Source organism: Mycobacterium sp. FW102-FHT13B02, from assembly GCF_058790275.1.
Map to the genome: position 1 here is coordinate 50,092 of NZ_JBYTCM010000028.1, position 19,453 is coordinate 69,544.

Sequence of the window (19,453 nt, forward strand, 5' to 3'; positions counted from 1 at the left end):
GGGGTGTCCTCGGGGTCGTCGTCGGGCTGCTCATCGGGCTGCTCATGGGCGGGCCGATCGCCGGTCAGGCGCACGCCGCGGCGGCCGCGCCGGCCGGGGATGTCATCTCCATCGGTGACCCCAACGCGCTCGGGCAGATCGACCTCTACGTCGACCCGCTGTGCCCGTACAGCGGCAAACTGATTCGCAAAGACGGCGACGAACTGGGGCGCCGCATCGACAACGGCGCGCTGCGGGTGAACGTGCGATTCGTGAACTTTCTCGAAAAGTATTCGGCCAGTGGCACATACGACCGCCGGGCGATCTACGCGGCGTTCGTTGTCGCCGGTGAGTCGAAGTCGAGTGACGTCGCCTGGCGCTTCATCCAGCAGATCTTCTCCAAAGAGCAGCAGCCGCGCGAAGGCGGCGACACGGACCTGAGCAACGACCAGTTGGCGGAGCTCGCCGGTCGGGCAGGTGCACCGCTGTCGGCGCAGGACCTGATCCGGGTCGGCTTGCCCGTCGGCTACGACTCCCGGGCCATCGCCACCAACAACCTCACGCTGCTGCACGAGTTTCCGGAGCCGGGGGTGCCGCTGGTGGTCATCGGTGGACAGATCGTCAACGACGACGACTGGCTGAGCCGGCTGCCGTCCTGAGCGTCATTCGCTCTTCTGCTTCAACAACTCGTGCAGGCGGGTGATCTCGCCACGTAGATCCTCGATCTGCGTCGCGGTGACGGCGGCGTGTGCTTTCTCCTCGGTCGACACGCTCTGGATGACCCACGACGCGATGGTCGCCGTGATGGACCCGACCAGGCTGATGCCGCCGATCATCAGCATGGCGGCGACCGTGTAGAGCACCACCCTGCCGCGAATCGCGGCGCCGACCGCCTTCTGCAACGCCGTCACGAGTACCACCAACCGCAGCAACCGCAACGGACGCAGCAGCGGCAGCAGGACGACGGCGAGGTCGACCAGATGCCGGAAGAACCACGTTCGCCGGTCCGGGGCCAGGTACAGCCGGGCGACGTAGTCGACGGCGAAGACGGCCCAGGTCACGAAGGTCACCAGGTTGACTGCGTGCTGGGCGAGGCCGCGCGGTTGGACGAGTACCTCGACGCTGTAGGCGCCGAGGAAAACGAGTGCCACGGCGGCCAGCGCCCATTCGGCGCGGTGGTCCCACTTGTCGAGGCTGTCTTGGGTTGTCACGCCTCCGAGTGTGCGGCACGGGCGGCGGGTTTCGAGGGAAGTCCGGGTGCGCTGGTTCCCCCGATTGGGGGACACGGGTTTCAGCCGGTGGATGGGCTGGTTGGCGGATACAGGTCGACGGCTGCCGGCGGCATTCTTAGTTCAACACCGGAACACACCGGACCAGAACTTGAAAAGCCTTCTCGGACAAAGGAGTCGACATGAACCTCACCCACCGCCTCGCCGCCGGTTTCGCCCTCGCCGCCGCGCCCGCCGTCATCTTCCTCGGCGCCGCTACCGCGCACGCGGACGTCACGACCGCCAGCAGCCCGGTTGGTACGCACCAGGCGTTCCCGCACCAGCACAACAACCCGCAGCCGGGGACCCCGATCCATCACCACCACCAGCGCAACCGCTGAGACTTCTGTCACCGCTGAGGCCGCCCCTGTCATCGACGGGGCGGCCTTACGCAGTTAACACGAGGGAGGCTATGGCGCGCTGGGGCCGGGCGAACAGCGATCGTAGTGGACCGCGCAGGCAAGTTCGGACTGCTTGGCGGGCGGTTGTCGGGGCTTCCTAAGTCGAGCGTGACGGTTGGCGTGGCGCCTCGGAGTGTCGACTCAGGAGACGACACTCCGAGGCGGTAGCGCATGGCAGGCAGGTGTGCAGTGCTGGTGAGCCACTGCGGAGACATGAGCTACTGGCTCATCCATCTCAAGACCGACTGCGTATCGCTGCAACTTGGGCGATGCAAAGTCGGCGCGTCGCGATCTGGATGAATATTGGTGCGGACTGCCGGGATTGCGACACGCGATAATGGACTTCGACGCATGTACGGGGGAGGTAGATGATGTTGCTGGTCGATCCGGAGGTTCTGCGAGCCTTGGCTGCGCAGACAGATGCTGCAAGTTCGACCATTACTTCTGCAGACGTCGGCAACAAGACAACGTCTGCGGCCGATGGGCTTCCAGGTTCAACCACCCAGTGGGCGGCGCGAGCCGTTGGTGAACACTTGTCGCAGGTGGCCACGAAGCTCGCCGACAATGTGACCAAAATGGGACGGTCGGTTCGTGGTGCGGGCGATGCTTTCGAGGTGGCAGACGACGTGCTCGCCGGGAACTTCGACGGATTGTTCTAGCGGATGCTGCCGTCTCGCACCACCTTGACCGGTTGGAATCCAGACTCTTTGACCACGTCGGCTGGCGCGATCAACTCGGCCGCGGGAACCGTCTCGGGCGCCGTGAAGGGAATCAATCAGGCCTGCGTCATGGTCCGGTCGGTCGCATGATGCGGCCGCTGCGATGTTCACGCGTGCGGATCGCGATGCATCAAAGTTCTCTGATTACGCGTCAGCTGTAGCGTCCGCGTTGAGTGGTGGCGCGGCGTCGATCGGTGGTGCACGCAGGACCTTGCTCGCGAAGGCCGACGAACTCGACGCCGGGCCGCTGAATGTGAGTGATCAGTGGGTGGTGTTGATCGATCCCGCGATGATGTCCGAGGATGATTTGGCCAAGCTGCAGAAGCTGGCACGAGAGGAGCAGGAGACCGTCAACCGCATGCTGGTCGCCGTCGGCGACGCCGATGATGCGACGGCAAACGCCGTGGTGGCGGCTGGTAACAACTTCGGATTCGTGGAAGCGGGCCCGCCGACAGATCTGGGCGGATTGATGCTGCCGACCGCGCAACGGCCTCCCGATCAGGTCCCAGATCCGACGACACCTATGGGCATGGTGAGCCAGGAGGCAATCAAGGCTGCCGACGAACAGCAGAATGTTCGTGAAGTCATCGAGTCGACCAATGAGCACGGCGAGGAAGTGACGACGGTGATCAAACAAGACGGCAGCAAGTCGGTCAAGACTCGTATGGACCCGTTCGAGTGGCCGAGCAAACAGAACTTTTACCAGATAGAGGAATTCGACAAGACCGGCAAGTTCGTGGCAAGGACAAGCTCCTGGCACGATCTGACCAACGATGTCGATTACACGTCGATTACCTACGCAGACAATTCGAACCTGCTGATGTCCATGGACTCCACGGGGTGTAGGAATGCCGGATTCACCACGGCGGACGGACGACATAGCCAGGTGCCTGTCGATTTGATCGACAGGATGTCGATGACGACTGGCGCGGGAATGTCAGGCTTGGAGAAGCACATCGCGCGGGGTGGCTCATTGCCGATGGTGACAGCGGAATCGCTTGAAAATGTCGGTAAGACAATGAAATACGGTGGTCCGGCGCTGGCGGCCGCGACAACGGTATTCGACATGATGATGGCGGATACGCCGAAAGAACGATGTGTTGCGCTCGTCGCGGGTGTCGCCGGTGGCGGTGGCGGCTGGGGGATGGCGGAAGGCGGCGCGGCGCTGGGCCTCGCAACGGGTCCTTTCGCACCGGTAGGCGTACCCCTCTTTGCCCTCATCGGCGGCGGTATCGGAGCCTTCGGTGGCGCCGAATTGGGCAAATTTGTCGGGGAGGTTGTGTGTCCGTACTGAACCTGCCCGAGCCTGCGAACTGGTCCAAGTCCGGCGGGCGTCGGTTGGTCTATGCAAGCGTCGCTGTACTTGCGGGGTTGCTCTATTTCGTTGTTCGGGGAATCCTGGCCGGGCTGCGCGGCAATCTGCTGACGACGGTGCTGGTGCTCGGAATCGTCACGTTTCCAGCGTTGATGATGTTGGCGCTGATGTTGGCCGCGACCGGAAAGACAGAGCTGCGAACCTCCAGCGACGCGACAGGCTTTACGGTGCTGCCCGACAAGCGATTCAGTGCGCTTTACTTCACTGGAATGGCGGTATTGGCCCCAGCGGCCATCCTCTTCGCGATATTCGTCCCACGAGGCGCGATCGACATTCCCATGTCGCGAGGGATGCAGGTCTTCTCACCCGTGCTGTTCGCAACAGCTGCCGTGGTCGCGATCGGTGCGCTGATCCTCGGGGTACGGCGCGAGGGAGTCGGTTATTTGAAATTCACGCCATCGGCGATCGAGATCGCCGATGTACTCAAAACTCGTGAAGTGGAATGGGATGACATCGTCGATGTCAGGGACCATTCGGACATGAAGGACGGCAACAAGACCGGTCGATCAGTGGTGCTGTGCCTCCGGGATGGCGGGGAATCGGTCATCGGAGCGCTGAATATGTACGTACCGACCGGCGTGCCGCTCTATTGGATGGTGCGGCACTATTGGCGACATCCAGAGGATCGGGCGGAATTGCTGGACTCGCGGCGCGCTCTCGACCGGTTACGCGCCGGACGATTCGATCTCGGGTAGAGATCGTCTGCAACTAGTTCGCCCGAAATCGAACGCCCCTGTCGTCGACGGGGCGGCCTTACGCACTCGGGCTGACAGCTCTACCGAGGAACGCCATCAGCTTGGTGGTGCGCGAGCAACCCGCCGGGGCGGGTTGCTCCGGCCCGAAGGCGCCTGGGCGCCGCAGCATCTGTTCCGGCACCGACGTGACCAGCCCCTCGCTCAGGGTGAGCAGGTCGTCGGGCAACTCGATCGACTCGCCCAGAGACTGGTGCAGATCCCAGCTGTGCAGGGCCAAATCCGCCACCGGGAACATCAAGGCTCGGCGCAGTGGGACTTCGCCTTGCGGGGACTTACGTGGGGCATCGAGGTCCGCCGTGGGGAGGGCGTCCCGAAGTCGAATCCCCAACGCGCTCAGCTGGTCGGCAGGGCTGTCATAGGTCCAGTCCGACGGTTGGGACGGTCCGTCCCAGAGTTCGCCATCCTCGGCCAGCACGACGATTCTGGTGGCGCTGCCGGTGGCGTGTGCCACCAATTCGCGCACAGTCCAGTCCTGCAGGATCGACGGATCGTCCCAGCGCTCCGAGGGAATTTGACGCACTGAAGCGGTGAACAGGTCGAGGGCCTCGGTGGCCAACCCGCCAAGCTCGGGAGTCGTGTCTTCGCTCATGAGGGACACGGTACGAGCGGGCACCGACATCGGCCGAAGGATCGGGGGCGCGGGTTCGCTAATTGGCCTGCTGAGGCCCAGTCCCCGTACCCTTCCACGGTGACCGCGATCGATCCCGACCAGCTCAGCACCTGCCTGAAGGTGCTGGCCGAGGTGAGCGCGCTGCCGCCTGAGCATCCCGACGCCATTGCTGTGCGCCAGGCCACCGCGAAGATGTTCAAGGCGTTGAAGAAGGAGCGCCGAACCGCCAAACGCGACGCGGTTGCGGCCGCTGACCGCGCAGTCATCGCCGCGACCGCGACGGGCGCCCCGGGACGGATCGACGATGAGACGCAGGGTCTGCCGCTGGTGTCCACCGCGGTCGGGGCGACTGCGGGCACGCTGCTGCGCTCGCGGGCCTGCTACATCTGCAAGAGCCACCACACCGTGGTCGATGCTTTCTACCACCAGCTTTGTCCGGACTGCGCCGCCTTCAACCGGGCCAAGCGGGACGCTCGCACCGACCTGACCGGGCGTACCGCGCTGCTCACGGGTGGGCGCGCGAAGATCGGCATGTACATCGCCCTTCGGTTGTTGCGCGACGGCGCGCACACCACGATCACCACCCGGTTTCCCAATGACGCGGTGAGGCGCTTCGCCGCGATGGAGGACAGCGCAGAGTGGTTGCACCGGCTGCGGGTGGTGGGGATCGACCTGCGTGACCCGGCACAGGTGGTTGCGTTGGCCGACGAGGTGGCCGCGCAAGGACCGCTGGACATTCTGATCAACAATGCTGCCCAGACGGTGCGCCGCCCGCCTGGCTCGTACGCCGCGCTGGTGGAGGCCGAGCGCACCCCGCCGCCGGAGCTGGTGGAAGTGATCACCTTCGACCATGTCAGTGACGCCCATCCGCATGCCCTGGCCGGCAGTCTCGGTGAGCACCCGACGGCGCACGCCCTGACGTCGCTGGCGCTGCAGGCCCGCAGCGCGTCGCCGGAGCGGATTGCCGCCGGCCTCGCGATCGACGCGGGCGGGTTGCTGCCGGATACCGCGTCGGTCAACAGTTGGACCCAACGGGTGCACGAGGTGGACGCGATGGAGCTGCTCGAGGTGCAGCTGTGTAACCAGACGGCGCCGTTCATTCTGGTGAGCCGGCTGCGTCCGGCTCTGGCCGCCGCGCCCGCACGGCGCAAGTACGTGGTGAATGTGTCAGCGATGGAAGGCCAGTTCGGCCGCGCCTACAAGGGGCCCGGGCATCCGCACACGAATATGGCCAAGGCCGCGCTGAACATGCTGACCCGCACGAGCGCGGGGGAGATGCTGGAGCAGGACGGCATTCTCATGACTGCCGTGGACACCGGCTGGATCACGGACGAACGCCCGCATCCCACCAAGCTGCGGCTGGCCGAGGAAGGCTTCCACGCACCGCTGGATCTGGTGGATGGTGCTGCGCGCGTGTATGACCCGATTGTGCGAGGCGAATTGGGCGAAGACCTGCACGGGTGTTTCTTGAAGGATTACTCGAAGAGTCCTTGGTAGGGCAGGACTTTCGCGCAACTTGCCCCGCAGCGGCGAGGTGAGGCCCTACGCTGCGAATCATGTCGATCGACCGTGTTTGGGCTCGTCGTCGGTGGTATCCGCCTTGCGTGGGGGTCTCGTTTCTGGTGGACCCGGCCCGGGCGAATCGGCTGTGGGGTGACCCCGAGAAGCCGACGGGATCAACGTGGTTGCTGCTGCACTCGATGGGTTACCGCGACGCGTTGATCGGCGGGCTGCTCGCCGCGGCGGCGCTGCGGGGCCGGGACACCCGCGGCTGGTTCCTGGCCTCGGGTGGTGCCGACGCGGCAGATCTGTTGGGCGGCATGGGTGTTCATCATGAAATGAGGCCATCGCAGAAGTACATCGGTCTCGGCGGCGCCGTCGTCGGGATCGGTGTCGGGCTATGGGGTGCGACGCGGCGTCGGACTCTCGGTGTGGGAGCTGCCGGTACGCCCTGACTGCGTTGGGTCCGCGCTATGCCGCCATACGCGCCGCGGTCGCCGCGGCAATCTGGTTGAGGTGGTTGGTGGCCACCTGCACCGAACTCTGGTTGGGGAGTGCGTCGACGTACTCGTAGGTGATGTGCGGCAGGGTCGGCGGGTTGGTCGAGTAGAACGCAACGGCCAGGTCGATGGCTTCGACGAGGGCGGGGCCGCCCACGATTGGGTCGGTGACCAGCTCCAGCACCTGCTGGGCGAGGCTGCCCTGGCCGGTGAGGCCGGCGATCAGCGCGAGGGCCGCGTTGATGCTGATGCCGAGTTGGACCGCGGCTTTGTAGACGGCCGTGATGTCGGCGCCCGCCTGGTCGTTGGGCGTCGTGGTGTAGAGGTCGCCGGGGTTGGCGAAGTCCCACCAGGTGTCAACCCCGTTGGCGTCTTTCGGGATTTGCGCGGCGGTCAGGTTGGTGGCGGCGATGCCGCGCCCGCCCGGGTCGGTGCCGCCGGGGAAGGTGTGGCCGGTCAGGCGCCAGGGGTTGCCGAAGGTGTAGCCGCCGATCAGGTTGGGCTTGGCCCACTGCAGGCTGCCGGTCATGACCTCGGCCAGCACCCGGGAAGCGGCTTCGGCACCCTGGCTGTAGCCGCCGAGGGCGAAGGTCTGCTTCGGGTAGTTGTTGATCCAGCCGATCGCGTTGGTGACCGCGATCCCCACCGACTCGGCGTAGCTCGGCGAGAGCGGCGCGCCCGGTGGGATGGGTCCGAAGGTCCAGGGGGCTTGAATCGGGACTTCGAAGACGAGGTCGGGATCCGCGGCGTTGACGACGTCGGAGGGGTAGCCGGTACCAGGGGCGGCCCACGTGCCGGCAAAGGTCAGGACGGCGTGGCGGACGTGGTAAACCCCGGCGATGTTGGCGGCGATATCACTGAAAGTGGTCATCGCTCAGCTCATTTCGCGGTGGTGGGGAGTCCGTTTGCTTTGCGCCACTGGATGGCGAACTCCATGAGTTCGATGAGCACGTCACCGCTGTCGCGGGTGATGCCGTCGCTGAAGGTGTGTACCCAGGCGATCTGCTCGGCGGTGGTCACCTGCTGTTCGAAGGCGTCGAAGGTGCCCTGGTAGGTCTGGCCGTTGTGGACGGAGTTCCACGGCCCGCGGTTGGGGTCATCGACGATGTCGCCGATGTTGCGGGGGTGGCGGGCCAGGACCGCACGCCAGGGTTCGGGCATGCCGTTGGCGGTGACGCCGGAGATGTCGGTCTGGAGCGATGCTGCATCAGCCATGGTGGAACCTCCTGGTTGGTGGGGTGGACGTGGCTTGGCGCTGCTCGGGCGACCGATGGAAGTCGGTGGTGATCGGCCGGAATGCCCTGGTGGGGAACAGGAATTGCGATGCGAACGACTCACGATCGCCGGCTCTGCATCCCGGGATCGTGCTGAGCGTCGCGCTACCGGCTGCCATCGTTGTCGTCCGTTCGTTTACGGGAACGTCCAATTTCCACAATAGGCCGGGTTGGGTGGGTGGTCGACTGCAGTCGGGCGTCGGTACGGTCGGTCGGCGCCCGTCATGTCACTCGTTCGCGTTAACCTCCCCGCGTGGACGCTGGACTCTATGAATCCCTTCTGACGGAGCGGCTCAGTGCCGCACTGGTGCAACGCACCGATTTGCAAGCAGACCTCAGCGTGGTTGATGACGCCGAACAGGCGTTGACCATTGCCCGGCATCTCACTCCATTGATTGAGCGCCAACTGCGTGCGGTAGGTAATGCCGAGGCTCGGGCGCGGCTATTGCGCAACATCCTCAGAGTGCTTGGCGACGACGATGCCCTCGCAGAAGCGTTATACCAGGACGATCCAGCTAAGATTCTCCGTCTCGACGCGGTGACGCCGAAGGTGCTTGGCGCCCCACAACTTCCGCGCCCAGCCACACCACTGTCTGATGCCGCGTTGATGACCAATGCTCGCAACGAACCAACGTTGGCCTCCGAGTTACGCGCTGAATTGGCCAGCGTCGATCAAGTTGATCTGTTGTGCGCGTTTGTCAAATGGCAGGGATTGCGACTTTTGGAGCGCGAGCTGGGGGAACTCAAGAATCGAGGAGTGCAGCTTCGGGTCATCACGACCACCTACCTCGGCGCAACGGATGCGCGGGCTCTAGACGCGCTAGTCAATGATTTTGATGCTGACGTCCGAATCAACTACGAGACCGACCGCACTCGTCTGCATGCCAAGGCATGGCTGTTCCGACGCAACTCTGGATTCCACACGGCCTACGTCGGATCGAGCAATCTGTCGCACTCGGCGCTGGTCGACGGGCTGGAGTGGAATGTGCGGCTGTCGGCCATCTCCACACCGCATCTGCTGGAGAAGTTCCGTGCCACGTTCGATTCCTATTGGGAAAACAGGGAATTCGAGCAATACCGACCAAGCGAGCATGGCGACAGGCTTAGGGCGGCGTTGGAGGTGGCGTCTGGCAAGAAGCAGCGCGATCCTTTGGCGGTCACGCTAGCTGGCCTCGACGTGACCGCGAAGCCGTATCAAGCTGAGCTGCTCGAACAACTTGATGCCGAGCGAGTATTGCATGACCGGCATCGTAATTTGATCGTCGCTGCCACTGGAACGGGAAAGACAGTAATCGCCGCACTGGACTATCGCCGCTTGGTGCGCGACGTGCACGGTCGTGACTTGTCACTATTGTTCGTCGCGCATCGCAAGGAGATTCTTCAGCAGTCTCGCCGTATGTATCAGGAAGTGCTTACAGATCCGACCTTTGGAGAGCTCCTCGTCGATGGCGATCAGCCGTCGCGGTGGCGGCACGTCTTCGCAAGCGTTCAGTCGCTTACGGCTGAGAGGCTTTCCGCCATATTGCCTGGTCACTTCGACATCGTCGTAATAGATGAATTCCATCATGCTCAGGCAGTGTCGTACCGGCGCCTGTTGGACCGCATCACACCAATGGAATTGCTCGGGCTCACCGCAACACCCGAGCGCGGCGATGGGCTCGATGTCTGCGGATTCTTCGGCGGCCGAGTAGCGGCCGAGCTTCGGCTATGGGATGCGCTCGAACAGAACTTGCTGTGTCCGTTTCACTACTTCGGCGTCCACGACGGCACCGATCTAGAGACGCTGCATTGGAAACGCGGCGCGTACGACGCTGCAGAACTGAGCAACTTGTATACCGGCAATACGGCGCGGACCAGCGTTGTGCTGAATCAATTGCGCGACAAGGTCGGCGACATCAGTTCGATGCGTGGCCTGGGATTCTGCGTTGGTATTGAACATGCCCAATACATGGCTGAGCAGTTCGTAGCGGCCGGCATTCCAGCGCGAGCGGTGTCTGGCGACACGCCATCAAATGAGCGCCGTGCGGCACTGGCTGCTTTGCGCAATAGGGAACTCAACATGCTGTTCGCAGTGGATCTATTCAACGAGGGTTTAGATATCCCTGAGGTCGACACTGTGCTGTTTCTACGCCCGACTGAGAGCGCGACAGTGTTCTTGCAGCAGTTGGGCCGCGGACTGAGATTGACTCCAGGTAAGACGGTGTTGACAGCATTGGACTTTGTTGGACACCAGCGCAAGGAGTTTCGGTTCGATCGCCGATTTCGCGCACTAACTGGCCTCGGCCGAAAGCAACTCGAAAAGCAAGTGAAAGAAGGATTTCCCTTCCTGCCATCTGGTAGTCAGATTGTGCTAGACGAGGTTGCGCGAGAATTAGTGTTGGACAACGTACGGCAGCAGGTTGCGCCGAAGAAGGCCGTGTTGATATCCGAGATTCGGGACCATCCGAACGATCAGCTGGCTTCGTACTTAGACGAGTCGGGGCGAGGTATTGAAGATATCTTGCGTCCGGACCGGTCGTGGACGACGTTGTGTCGTGATGCTGGCAAGCTTGCGGGTGAGCCAGGTCCTCGGGAGCTGGAGCTGGTCAAGCGAATCAAGGCCCTGACTCATGTCGACGATCACCTGAGATGGGAGTCTTACAGCCGCCTCCTTGGCGGCGGAAATGTCGGTAGTCCTGATGTTGAGCAAAGGTTGGCCAAGATGTTGTTCTACTCGCTATTCCCGAGCGGTGGTGGATTCGACAACGTCACTAGTGGGCTCACTGTATTGCGAAGTGAGGCGGTGGCTGAGGAGATGCGCCAGGTGATCGCTATCGCGTTCGACGCCGCACATCGCACAACGACGGCTCTTGGTGACGTGATCGCTGAATTGGCTGCGGTTCCGTTGGCTCTTCATGCCAGCTATTCGCGCGAGGAGATTCTCGCTGCGCTGAATTGGGTCTCTGAAAAGCGAACACCAGCGACTATGCGCGAGGGCGTGGCCTGGTGCGAGGACGCCAACGCCGATGCGTTTCTGATCACGCTCAAGAAGTCTGACAACGATTACTCGCCGTCGACGATGTACCGCGACTACGCGCTGAGTCCGGAACTATTCCACTGGGAGTCTCAATCGACAATTGCTTCCAGGTCGCCCACAGGTCAGCGATACATCACTCATCGGGAACGTGGGTCCCACGTCCTGCTCTTTGTGCGGGCGGTGAAGAACAGTGCTTTGGGCGCCTCGCCGTACATATTCCTAGGTCCGGCAGACTACGTCTCGCATGAGGGCGACCGACCGATGGCGATTACCTGGCGGCTGCGTCGGTCGATGCCGGCTGAGGTGTACCTAGCCGCCCGGGCCGCCGTGGCGTGATAGACGGGTGCGTTCATGTGTTGACCGCGAAGTCAGCGTCGCAGTTGTGGGCACTTTGTATCCACGACCTCTGCCGAATGGACAGGGTGTTATAGAAGGTCCGTCCAGCAATCCGCTGCCTGGGCGCCCAGGGCGCCGTCGGAGTAGTCGTCAGACAGACCGCGCATGGTCATTGTGACCAGGTGCAAGCACGCAGTGCGGCGGTGTAATCCCGGCACTCACAGTCCCGGCGCCCGCGTTCGGACTTCGCGCCGGCATCGCTGGACATAGGCGCATAGACGTACCGCAACCGCAGCACGTCTGTTTCGAGGCTGGTCGACAGGGGGGGGGGGGGGAATTCCTGCACGGCCGCATACCACCCACTCCTCCGCCTTGGCCCCAATGGTCGCGATGCTGGGTCGCGATCCGAATCGCGGTGAAGACGGTCGGATAGCAAACGCACAATCGACTCACAGGAAAGCGGAGAAGCGCCTAAGATGCCACTTGGTCACGGGGGAATGCCGGGGGAGGGCTACATGGGTCGCGTCGTTAACCCGCACGGATTGCGGAAGTCATGCCACCTGACTTGCGCTCGATCACGAATGTCGCTGAGCTTCAGAGCAAGGTTGTTGATCGTGCCAGCAGCGGGTGCAGCTACCAGGGGCGGAAATGCGTGAGACACCGAAGATTGTGAGCCTGGCTACCGCGCTTGCTGCTCTGGCCACTCCAGCGGCAGCACCGCCATTTATTGATGCGGCGGATGCGGATGACGACCTGGTTGCTGCGGAGCCGCAGGAAGCGCTCCGCGCGGATGCGCGAGCTCGCGTCGAAAGAAATTTGGAGCTCATGAGCTTCACTGTCCACCGGGCTGCCGATGGAAAGTTGTTCCCACAGCACAGTTCTCACTCGTCCCACTCTTCGCACGCCTCGCACGCCTCTCACGCGTCGTCGAGTCCTGGGTTCGGCGTGCCCAGTCTGCCGGATCCGATATACCCCGCGCCCGTGTATCCGCCGCCCGTGGTTGTGCCACCTGCAGCAACAACTGCGCCAGGGCCTGCTGCGTCCGCCGTTGATATTGCTTACATAGCCTGTACCCGGGCAAGTGCGGGTTTCGGTGTCACTGACATCTCAAGCGAGCTAGTGAGCGTCTATGGCGTGGCCGGCGACGACGCAGTGAGCATTGCAAAGCAGGCCTTGGCTTCCGTGCTTGGCAGCGGCCATTTCTGTGACGCATACAAACGGTGACCGGGCCGAAGTCGTTGACTATGCAGAGGGAGCTCGCGGAGATGATCGATGCTGTGCTACGGATTGGCACCCGGGGGCGTCGATGACCAGCGTCTCCACCCCTGACGTCATTGTCGATTTCAGCGCCACGGTCCAGTCGCTCGATGCGTTGAAGGAGGCTGCCTACCGCGTAATTGGGCAAGCCGCTTGCCACATCGACGAGTCGAACGGGCGATACATTTGCCGCCTTTCGCCATCACAGTCGCAACTGCTAGGTGACGGGTTGCGTTCCCACTTCCTGAATCTGGTTACCGACGAGAACCTCCGCGAGAAAGTCAACGACGAGACTCGCGGTTTGCGGGACGTCATCGTCGCGTTGGCATTTGGGTCTCTTGCCGAGGAAAGCTGATACTGTGGCGGGCTTCGCATCACCAGGTGTCTTCTATCCCGAAGCGTCGGCGCTTCAGCTCCTACCTGTCCGCTTCGAGCGACTAGGCGCTGATCGTTACCTCGTCGGCAACATCGTTGGTGACTTGGCAGAGATGACTGCCATGGAGCTCGATCGTCTGTGCGCGCTCGACCTAATGCCCGGTGATGGCCTTTATGAGCGCGCGTTTGAAAAGCTATTTATCGGTTCGGTCGACCAGTTGTCACAGCAGCAACTGTTGGCACTTCGTTTGCGCAGCCGTCTCAGTTTTCTGCGGGCCGCTACTCCGCTGCACCTGTTTGTTGTCACGTTGCGGTGCGAGCACTCGTGCCCGTATTGCCAAGTGTCGCGCCAGAGCAAGGATCGCGCGCGCTACGACATGGATCAGGCCACCGCGTCTCGGGCGCTCGACATTGCTCTGTCTGCACCGGCTCCGCTGATCAAGATTGAATTTCAAGGCGGCGAGCCGCTTCTCAATTTTGAGCTCATCCAGTGGATTGTGGTTACGGCCAAGGAGCGTGCGGTTCCGCTGGGCAAGCGGCTGCAGTTCGTGATCGCAACAAACCTGGCTCTACTTGATGACGAGGTGCTTGACTTCTGCGCTGAGCATGACGTTCTTCTAAGCACGTCGTTGGACGGGCCGCGCGACCTCCACAACAAGAATCGGCCGCGCCGTGGACAAAACAGCTATGAGCTCGCGACAGCCGGCATTGCACGAATCAAAGAGCGTCTTGGCTCGGATCGAGTCGGGGCCCTGATGACCACGACAGAAGCGAGTCTGGACCGCGTCGAGGAGATCGTCGACGAATACGTCAAGCAGGGGCTTGACGGCATCTTCCTGCGGCCACTATCCCCCTACGGCTTCGCCATCAAGACAAGGCAATTCCATAAATATGATGCGCAGGAATGGCTTCGATTCTGGAAGCGCGGCCTCCGCTACATCCTTGAGATCAACAAGTCCGGACATCACTTTCCTGAGTTCTATTCAGCATTGATGCTCCGCCGAATGCTTACCGACGAACCCATCGGTTACGTCGATCTGCGAAGCCCGGCTGGGATTGGTCTCGGAGCACTCGTCTACAACTACGACGGCACGGTGTTCGCCTCCGACGAGGCCCGAATGCTCGCGGAGATGGGCGACCGTCGCTTCGAACTCGGCAATGTGAGCGAGCACACCTACCGAGATTTGGTCTTGTCCGACACTCTGGTTGCAGCTGTTGCGGACTCACTGACCCAAACTGCACCGCAGTGCTCAAGCTGCGTCTTCGAACCGAACTGTGGTGCTGATCCCGTCTATCACTATGCGACACAACATGACGAGTTGGGAATCAAGCCGTTCTCTGAGTTCTGCGCGCGACAAAAAGGCGTGATCACGCACCTTTTCGAACTGTTGGAGCACTCGCCCGAGGACGCGGCCGTCCTCCGGAGATGGGCATCGTGAAACCGCTTGTGCTTCAAGGGCGTACACCCGTGGCCAGCTTTGTTGGCCTAGACGCCGAGCCGCAAGTTGTGCGGCTGCGGACCCCGGGTGTTCCTCCGACAGGCGATCAGGATGCCGCGTTGATCGCCCGTAACGACGATTGGCCGCTGGCGGACAAGCATGGCTACCGGGTCGCCGTAGGCCGTAGCGCGCGTCCAGATGGAACTCTGTTGAGCTACGTCCAATTGCCTGCCGGTCTCGCCGAGCTTGATGACGGTGATGTTCTCAGCGTCTACCCGCAGTCAGGCCGAGTCCGGGTGCTATACCGGCGATCCTCGAGACACAACTTCTTCCTGGTTACGGAGCGCTGCAACAACTACTGCTTGATGTGTTCCCAGCCACCGAGAAAAGTCGACGACGGTTGGCTCATCGACGAAATCGCCCAGGTTCTTCCGCTCGTCGACCCCGCGACGCCTGCACTGACATTCACTGGCGGCGAACCACTGACGGAATGGCGTCGGTTCGTCGGCCTACTTGAGATGACGCGGGATCTGTTACCGGACACCGCGGTACATGTATTGAGCAACGGGCGCGCATTCGCCTCTCCCGAGGTTGCAAGTGCGTGGTCAGCGGTTGGACATCCCAAACTCTCGACAGGAATCCCGATCTACGCGGCCGTTGATTACATCCACGACTACGTGGTCCAGGCGAAGGGGGCGTTCGACCAAACGGTTGTTGGCGTCCTGCAGCTGAAGGATCGTGGGCAGCGAGTGGAGATTCGAATTGTGTTGCACGCCATCACCGCGCCGCGCCTGCGAGAGACCTGCACCTGGATCGCTCGAAATCTCCCATTCGTGGATCATGTGGCTCTGATGGGTATGGAGAACACAGGCTTCGCGATCGCCAACGATGACAAGTTGTGGGTCGACCCTGTTGATTATCAAGAACCGCTCATGGCCGGCGTTGACGTTCTCACAACAGCTGGGGTGAACGTTTCTATCTATAACCTGCCGCTGTGCGTCCTAGGGCCGAGCATCCGGCCCTTTGCAGTGCAATCGATTTCGGATTGGAAGAACGCGTACCTGCCGGAGTGTGACGGTTGCTCAGTCCGTGGTGACTGCGCCGGCTTTTTCTCGACGGGGCGCCCGAAGTTCAGCCGTGGAATCACAGCGATCTAGTTCCGGCGGTTGCAGGGCGACCCCGCCGCCCGCGGTGACGGTCCCCTGCGGGCGCGAAGTGCGAGGATCAGAATGTGGTTGGCTACGACATCATCCGCGACGTCCACGGTTGTGCCGACCCGCTGGAGTCGTCGCTCGATGCCGTGGGCTATCACCACACCGACGGCGTATCGACACTCGAGTCGGCACGAGGTGTTCGTCGGGGACTTGGTCGACGGCGGGCTACAGCAGCTGCGTGTGCTGGAAACCGTCAAGGCCACCGACCACGATCTCGGCTCCGACCGAGGCAAGGGCGTCGGAACGTTTGTCGGCGCGGTGGACGAAGGCTCGCACGCGATGCCCGGCGTCGAGCAGATTGTGAATGGTTGGCACGCCGGTGGTTCCATTCGCGCCGGTGATGAGAAACGTCGACATAGCAATGCCTTTCGCTACGACCGGGTGAAGGCCAGGTTCTCGACGGGGCCGGACAGGGCTGCCTTGACCTGAGTCGACAGTTCGTCGACCAACACCTCGGAAGCGCCAGCTTCGAGTCCGTCGATGATGCGTCGGGCGACCTCCGACGGAGCGAGCTTGGGTGCGTTGATGCCCTCGGTCATGTCGGTGTCGATATACCCGACGTGCACTCCGACCACCTGGGTGTGCTGTGGCTGCAACTCTTGGCGCAGTGAGTTGGTGATCGACCAGATCGCCGCCTTCGAGGCGCCATAGGCGCCGGCGCCGCCCAGCCAGGACAGCACTGAGTGCACGTTGACCAGCGCGCCACCGCCATTGGCGGCCAGGATCGTCGCAAAGGCGCGCGTCACCCGCAGTGGCCCGAACACGTTGGTGTCGAAGGTGTCGGTGATGTCGTCGAAGCTGCCGGTCAGCAGGTCATCGAGGTGGGAGACACCCGCATTGTTGATCACAATGTCGACATCTGTGGCGACATCCGCCAGTGCGGCAACCGAATCCGCCGAACTCACCTCAAGTCCGTACGTGACCACCTCGGGGCGGTCGTCGGTGAAGGCGGTTCGTGCAGTGGAGTACACCTTGCGTGCTCCGCGGGCCAGCACCTCGTCGACCAGGGCTGCGCCCAGGCCCCGTCGGCCACCGGTTACTAGAACCACCTTGCCTGCTACATCGGTCATGTCGAACCCCTTTCACTCTGACTAACGATCTCGTTACTGAGATAGAACCATCGTTGCTGACGGATGTGACCGCTAGTTGTGTGTGGGGTTCGTGACACTGGCGCTGGGGAATAGCGGCGCGGCGTGCAGTGTCGCGGCAGCGCGGCTGCGCAACTCACGGTAAGGCAGTGTGTCGCCCATCGCTGGCGCCGAAGCGCGGCTCCCCGCTAACCGCGTGGCGTCGAGAATCGGCCGGGCGAGTGGATTGTCGCTGGCTGCCGCTGGAGCGCGGCGGACACCTGCGCGCTCACGACTCGTTTGAGTTCCGGTAAGTCCGCTGGTAGACCCGGGGCGGTTCCCGTCTCGGCGAGGAGGACGACGTCATTGGTAATCCCGGGAACCGCGACAGAACCGACGGGGACCAGGAGTGTGGCGGGGAGCAACGCCACTTCCATTTGATCGGGATACCGCGACAGCGGCCCGATGAATCGTCCGGTGATGGTCACGATGGCAACGATTCGTTCCGCGGTGAAATTCTCGGTGGCCACGCGCGGATCAGCTGACGTTGGCATCACCTGGGTCAAAGTGATCGCCGATGTCGCAGGCGCACCCGACAAGCCTCGATACGTGATGCCCGGCGTCGCAGGCAATTTGGCAAGGGTTGCGGCGATATCGGCCGGTATCTTTGCTCTCCTTCGCCTGGATGGCGTTTAGCGTGGCGTTTGCCGCGCGCCGCACGTACTCGTCGTCACGCGCTTCGCCATGGATGTGCCACTGCCAACTACCCACATACGTCAGGTCGCTGGCGGGAATGCCGGGAAAACCTACCTGGAGGATTTCGCACGGGGCGGGGATGGGTGCTGGTGGCGTGGAAAGACCTCTGATGATCTCGAGTGCGACTTCCGGTGCGTTACCGACGTACACAGCACGGCTATCGCCCTGTCGTCCGATCAGAAAATCGGAAGCGCGTTCTGCGTCGCGCGTAAGTCCATTCACTGCCACCCACACCGTACTGTGTGCGACGCCGACCAACACGGCCTCGTTGGTTGCCGTGATCGAGGCGTCGAGCTGCAGGAGCCCTGCGGCCATTGTCGAGATGTCATCGTGCGGGAACGTCCACAGCGAGTGCGATGGTTCGCACCCGCCGAGGGACCACTTCCGCGCGTACGGCACGGTTACCCCAGCCCGACTCGCATGCGTTTGCGCAATGCGGCGACAATCTCGTCCTGCGTGACCAGCTCCGCCGTCATGTTCACTCTGGCCCCTTTTTCGCGCCTGGAACCCACTGGTTCTCCACCCCGTGGACGTCGACCAAGCGATCTGCGGCGACCACAGCCTCGAACACTCCAGCCTCGACTCGTCCAGCGCCGACGCGCTCGGCATCAGCTGGGTCATCAGTGAGCAGCAGCACCTCGGCGGTTTCGCCTGCTCGACGCAGTATGCGCACGGGGACACCGTCGACCTGAGCCGTGAAAACCCGTTCGAACACTTCGCATTCCGACAACGGGACGGTCTTGGACCATGCATGTGGGCGAACCGGCTCGAAACCCGTTGGGCCATTCTGGGCGATCGCGGTCAACAACATGGTCTCGGCAATGACGTCGGCGAAGAACTCCTGCCCTTGCCACCGCGCCAACGTGCCCACAATCGGGCTCGGCGGCCGCCAGCGCTTGGCGCGCACCCAGCCGCGGCCGGCCCCCTCGTAGCGCGACAAGCACTTCTGCTCACCGTCGGAACGGATTCTCCAGTATTCGGCCCCATAGGAGAACCGGGTGCGGCTCATGCGCCACACAGGGGCCAATGAGTCTCCGTAGAGAAAACCGTAGGGGAAGTCGAGCCAGGGCCGGTCTGAGTCACTTGGCTTGGTGAACGTTGCCAGTCGCGGCTGTTCGAATCGGACGACGTCAGCGAATTCCGGAGCAGCGTCGACGCCGTACGCCGCCAACAAATCTGAAGGCGTCCTCAGGTCGACTACGGCCGACGCCTCCGTGACGTACCCGCCGATCTGGTCGAGCCCGGATTCCACGATGGCGTGAGATATAGGTGCGGCGAGGAGCTTCTGCAGCACCAGACCCCGATGTGCTTGTGTCTGAACCGCTTGTCTGTCGTTCAATGCGTCGGCCGCCATTCGACGTGTAGGAGGTGTTATACAGCTAGTCACGGATCTTGAGCAGTGGCCTACCGTCTTCCCGTCGAAACGACTCTTCAATCTCATCGACGGGGGCATGCAGAAAGACAGACAACCGAGTGAGTCGATCGGGCGCCATGAGACGACCTCCACTGCTCACCGCGATGGTCCGGTCGGTCGCGAGAAATTGTCAATACCTGTGGATCGGGGTGTTTCAGGCGACCTCCGTTCCGGTGCTCTCGTCACCGTTTGAAGGCG

21 protein-coding genes and 1 pseudogene are annotated in these 19,453 nt (G+C 62.6%); 12 read left to right on the forward strand and 10 right to left on the reverse strand.

What is annotated here, in order from left to right; genetic code table 11:
- Positions 1-44: 44 nt before the first annotated feature.
- Positions 45-638, forward strand: coding sequence for a DsbA family protein (locus AC3WTE_RS29505; RefSeq protein ID WP_492443021.1), 594 nt, complete (start codon positions 45-47; stop codon positions 636-638).
- 3 nt (positions 639-641) lie between these two features.
- On the opposite strand, the gene AC3WTE_RS29510 is transcribed toward AC3WTE_RS29505, so the two are convergent.
- Positions 642-1,190: an ion transporter gene (locus AC3WTE_RS29510; protein WP_492442999.1), complete on the reverse strand. Its 549-nt coding sequence runs from the start codon at positions 1,188-1,190 to the stop codon at positions 642-644.
- 200 nt (positions 1,191-1,390) lie between these two features.
- Between AC3WTE_RS29510 and AC3WTE_RS29515 the strand changes: the two genes are divergently transcribed.
- The 4 genes from AC3WTE_RS29515 to AC3WTE_RS29530 all read left to right on the forward strand — a co-directional run bounded on the left by AC3WTE_RS29515 (position 1,391) and on the right by AC3WTE_RS29530 (position 4,437).
- Positions 1,391-1,588 (forward strand): hypothetical protein, encoded by a 198-nt coding sequence (locus tag AC3WTE_RS29515; protein WP_492443000.1) that lies wholly within the window; start codon positions 1,391-1,393, stop codon positions 1,586-1,588.
- Between the two features lie 434 nt (positions 1,589-2,022).
- On the forward strand, positions 2,023-2,307 hold the full coding sequence (locus tag AC3WTE_RS29520) for a type VII secretion target (RefSeq protein WP_492443022.1): 285 nt from the start codon (positions 2,023-2,025) through the stop codon (positions 2,305-2,307).
- Between the two features lie 163 nt (positions 2,308-2,470).
- Positions 2,471-3,661, forward strand: coding sequence for a hypothetical protein (locus AC3WTE_RS29525; RefSeq protein WP_492443001.1), 1,191 nt, complete (start codon positions 2,471-2,473; stop codon positions 3,659-3,661).
- A complete protein-coding gene (locus AC3WTE_RS29530) occupies positions 3,649-4,437 on the forward strand; it encodes a hypothetical protein (protein WP_492443002.1) in 789 nt (262 codons plus the stop codon). The genes AC3WTE_RS29525 and AC3WTE_RS29530 overlap by 13 nt, the downstream gene beginning before the upstream one ends.
- Positions 4,438-4,495: 58 nt before the next feature.
- On the opposite strand, the gene AC3WTE_RS29535 is transcribed toward AC3WTE_RS29530, so the two are convergent.
- A complete protein-coding gene (locus AC3WTE_RS29535; RefSeq protein WP_492443003.1) occupies positions 4,496-5,086 on the reverse strand; it encodes a TIGR03086 family metal-binding protein in 591 nt (196 codons plus the stop codon).
- A gap of 99 nt (positions 5,087-5,185) precedes the next feature.
- Here AC3WTE_RS29535 and AC3WTE_RS29540 point away from each other — a divergent pair, with 99 nt between their 5' ends.
- Both AC3WTE_RS29540 and AC3WTE_RS29545 read left to right on the forward strand, forming a co-directional pair.
- Entirely contained in the window at positions 5,186-6,604 is a 1,419-nt protein-coding gene (locus AC3WTE_RS29540; RefSeq protein WP_492443004.1) for an SDR family NAD(P)-dependent oxidoreductase, read from the forward strand.
- Between the two features lie 59 nt (positions 6,605-6,663).
- Positions 6,664-7,062 (forward strand): annotated as a pseudogene (locus tag AC3WTE_RS29545) (DUF4267 domain-containing protein).
- A 16-nt stretch (positions 7,063-7,078) separates the two neighbouring features.
- Here the strand turns inward: AC3WTE_RS29545 and AC3WTE_RS29550 are convergent.
- Together AC3WTE_RS29550 and AC3WTE_RS29555 are read right to left on the reverse strand one after the other, a co-directional pair.
- Positions 7,079-7,978 (reverse strand): hypothetical protein, encoded by a 900-nt coding sequence (locus AC3WTE_RS29550; protein WP_492443005.1) that lies wholly within the window; start codon positions 7,976-7,978, stop codon positions 7,079-7,081.
- Between the two features lie 8 nt (positions 7,979-7,986).
- Positions 7,987-8,322 (reverse strand): hypothetical protein, encoded by a 336-nt coding sequence (locus AC3WTE_RS29555; protein ID WP_492443006.1) that lies wholly within the window; start codon positions 8,320-8,322, stop codon positions 7,987-7,989.
- 312 nt (positions 8,323-8,634) lie between these two features.
- Here AC3WTE_RS29555 and AC3WTE_RS29560 point away from each other — a divergent pair, with 312 nt between their 5' ends.
- From AC3WTE_RS29560 to hxsC, 5 genes are all read left to right on the forward strand, one after another.
- Positions 8,635-11,733, forward strand: coding sequence for a DEAD/DEAH box helicase (locus tag AC3WTE_RS29560; RefSeq protein ID WP_492443007.1), 3,099 nt, complete (start codon positions 8,635-8,637; stop codon positions 11,731-11,733).
- 648 nt (positions 11,734-12,381) lie between these two features.
- Positions 12,382-12,957 carry a His-Xaa-Ser repeat protein HxsA2 gene (gene hxsA2, locus AC3WTE_RS29565; protein ID WP_492443008.1) on the forward strand — a complete coding sequence of 192 codons (576 nt, stop codon included), beginning with the start codon at positions 12,382-12,384 and terminating at the stop codon, positions 12,955-12,957.
- A gap of 82 nt (positions 12,958-13,039) precedes the next feature.
- Positions 13,040-13,345, forward strand: a complete 306-nt coding sequence (locus AC3WTE_RS29570; RefSeq protein ID WP_492443009.1) for a hypothetical protein — start codon at positions 13,040-13,042, stop codon at positions 13,343-13,345.
- A gap of 4 nt (positions 13,346-13,349) precedes the next feature.
- The gene (hxsB, locus tag AC3WTE_RS29575; RefSeq protein WP_492443010.1) at positions 13,350-14,804 is read left to right on the forward strand and encodes a His-Xaa-Ser system radical SAM maturase HxsB; all 1,455 of its coding nucleotides are present in this window, start codon (positions 13,350-13,352) and stop codon (positions 14,802-14,804) included.
- Between the two features lie 29 nt (positions 14,805-14,833).
- Positions 14,834-15,961 (forward strand): His-Xaa-Ser system radical SAM maturase HxsC, encoded by a 1,128-nt coding sequence (hxsC, locus tag AC3WTE_RS29580; RefSeq protein WP_492443011.1) that lies wholly within the window; start codon positions 14,834-14,836, stop codon positions 15,959-15,961.
- A 222-nt stretch (positions 15,962-16,183) separates the two neighbouring features.
- On the opposite strand, the gene AC3WTE_RS29585 is transcribed toward hxsC, so the two are convergent.
- From AC3WTE_RS29585 to AC3WTE_RS29610, 6 genes are all read right to left on the reverse strand, one after another.
- Entirely contained in the window at positions 16,184-16,375 is a 192-nt protein-coding gene (locus AC3WTE_RS29585; RefSeq protein WP_492443012.1) for an NAD(P)H-binding protein, read from the reverse strand.
- A 14-nt stretch (positions 16,376-16,389) separates the two neighbouring features.
- Positions 16,390-17,088: an SDR family oxidoreductase gene (locus AC3WTE_RS29590; protein ID WP_492443013.1), complete on the reverse strand. Its 699-nt coding sequence runs from the start codon at positions 17,086-17,088 to the stop codon at positions 16,390-16,392.
- Between the two features lie 206 nt (positions 17,089-17,294).
- Entirely contained in the window at positions 17,295-17,615 is a 321-nt protein-coding gene (locus AC3WTE_RS29595) for a hypothetical protein (RefSeq protein ID WP_492443014.1), read from the reverse strand.
- A gap of 7 nt (positions 17,616-17,622) precedes the next feature.
- Positions 17,623-18,156 carry a hypothetical protein gene (locus tag AC3WTE_RS29600; protein WP_492443015.1) on the reverse strand — a complete coding sequence of 178 codons (534 nt, stop codon included), beginning with the start codon at positions 18,154-18,156 and terminating at the stop codon, positions 17,623-17,625.
- A 163-nt stretch (positions 18,157-18,319) separates the two neighbouring features.
- On the reverse strand, positions 18,320-19,135 hold the full coding sequence (locus AC3WTE_RS29605) for a hypothetical protein (RefSeq protein ID WP_492443016.1): 816 nt from the start codon (positions 19,133-19,135) through the stop codon (positions 18,320-18,322).
- A gap of 85 nt (positions 19,136-19,220) precedes the next feature.
- Positions 19,221-19,355 (reverse strand): hypothetical protein, encoded by a 135-nt coding sequence (locus AC3WTE_RS29610; RefSeq protein WP_492443017.1) that lies wholly within the window; start codon positions 19,353-19,355, stop codon positions 19,221-19,223.
- Positions 19,356-19,453 lie beyond the last annotated feature (98 nt).

Coding starts and splice junctions, on each gene's coding strand:
- AC3WTE_RS29505 (WP_492443021.1), top strand. CDS start 45: ATGGGCGGGCCGATCGCCGGTCAGGCGCACGCCGCGGCGGCCGCGCCG.
- AC3WTE_RS29515 (WP_492443000.1), top strand. CDS start 1,391: ATGAACCTCACCCACCGCCTCGCCGCCGGTTTCGCCCTCGCCGCCGCG.
- AC3WTE_RS29525 (WP_492443001.1), top strand. CDS start 2,471: ATGTTCACGCGTGCGGATCGCGATGCATCAAAGTTCTCTGATTACGCG.
- AC3WTE_RS29535 (WP_492443003.1), bottom strand. CDS start 5,086: ATGAGCGAAGACACGACTCCCGAGCTTGGCGGGTTGGCCACCGAGGCC.
- AC3WTE_RS29550 (WP_492443005.1), bottom strand. CDS start 7,978: ATGACCACTTTCAGTGATATCGCCGCCAACATCGCCGGGGTTTACCAC.
- AC3WTE_RS29555 (WP_492443006.1), bottom strand. CDS start 8,322: ATGGCTGATGCAGCATCGCTCCAGACCGACATCTCCGGCGTCACCGCC.
- hxsA2 (WP_492443008.1), top strand. CDS start 12,382: ATGCGTGAGACACCGAAGATTGTGAGCCTGGCTACCGCGCTTGCTGCT.
- AC3WTE_RS29570 (WP_492443009.1), top strand. CDS start 13,040: ATGACCAGCGTCTCCACCCCTGACGTCATTGTCGATTTCAGCGCCACG.
- AC3WTE_RS29585 (WP_492443012.1), bottom strand. CDS start 16,375: ATGTCGACGTTTCTCATCACCGGCGCGAATGGAACCACCGGCGTGCCA.
- AC3WTE_RS29590 (WP_492443013.1), bottom strand. CDS start 17,088: ATGACCGATGTAGCAGGCAAGGTGGTTCTAGTAACCGGTGGCCGACGG.
- AC3WTE_RS29600 (WP_492443015.1), bottom strand. CDS start 18,156: ATGGCCGCAGGGCTCCTGCAGCTCGACGCCTCGATCACGGCAACCAAC.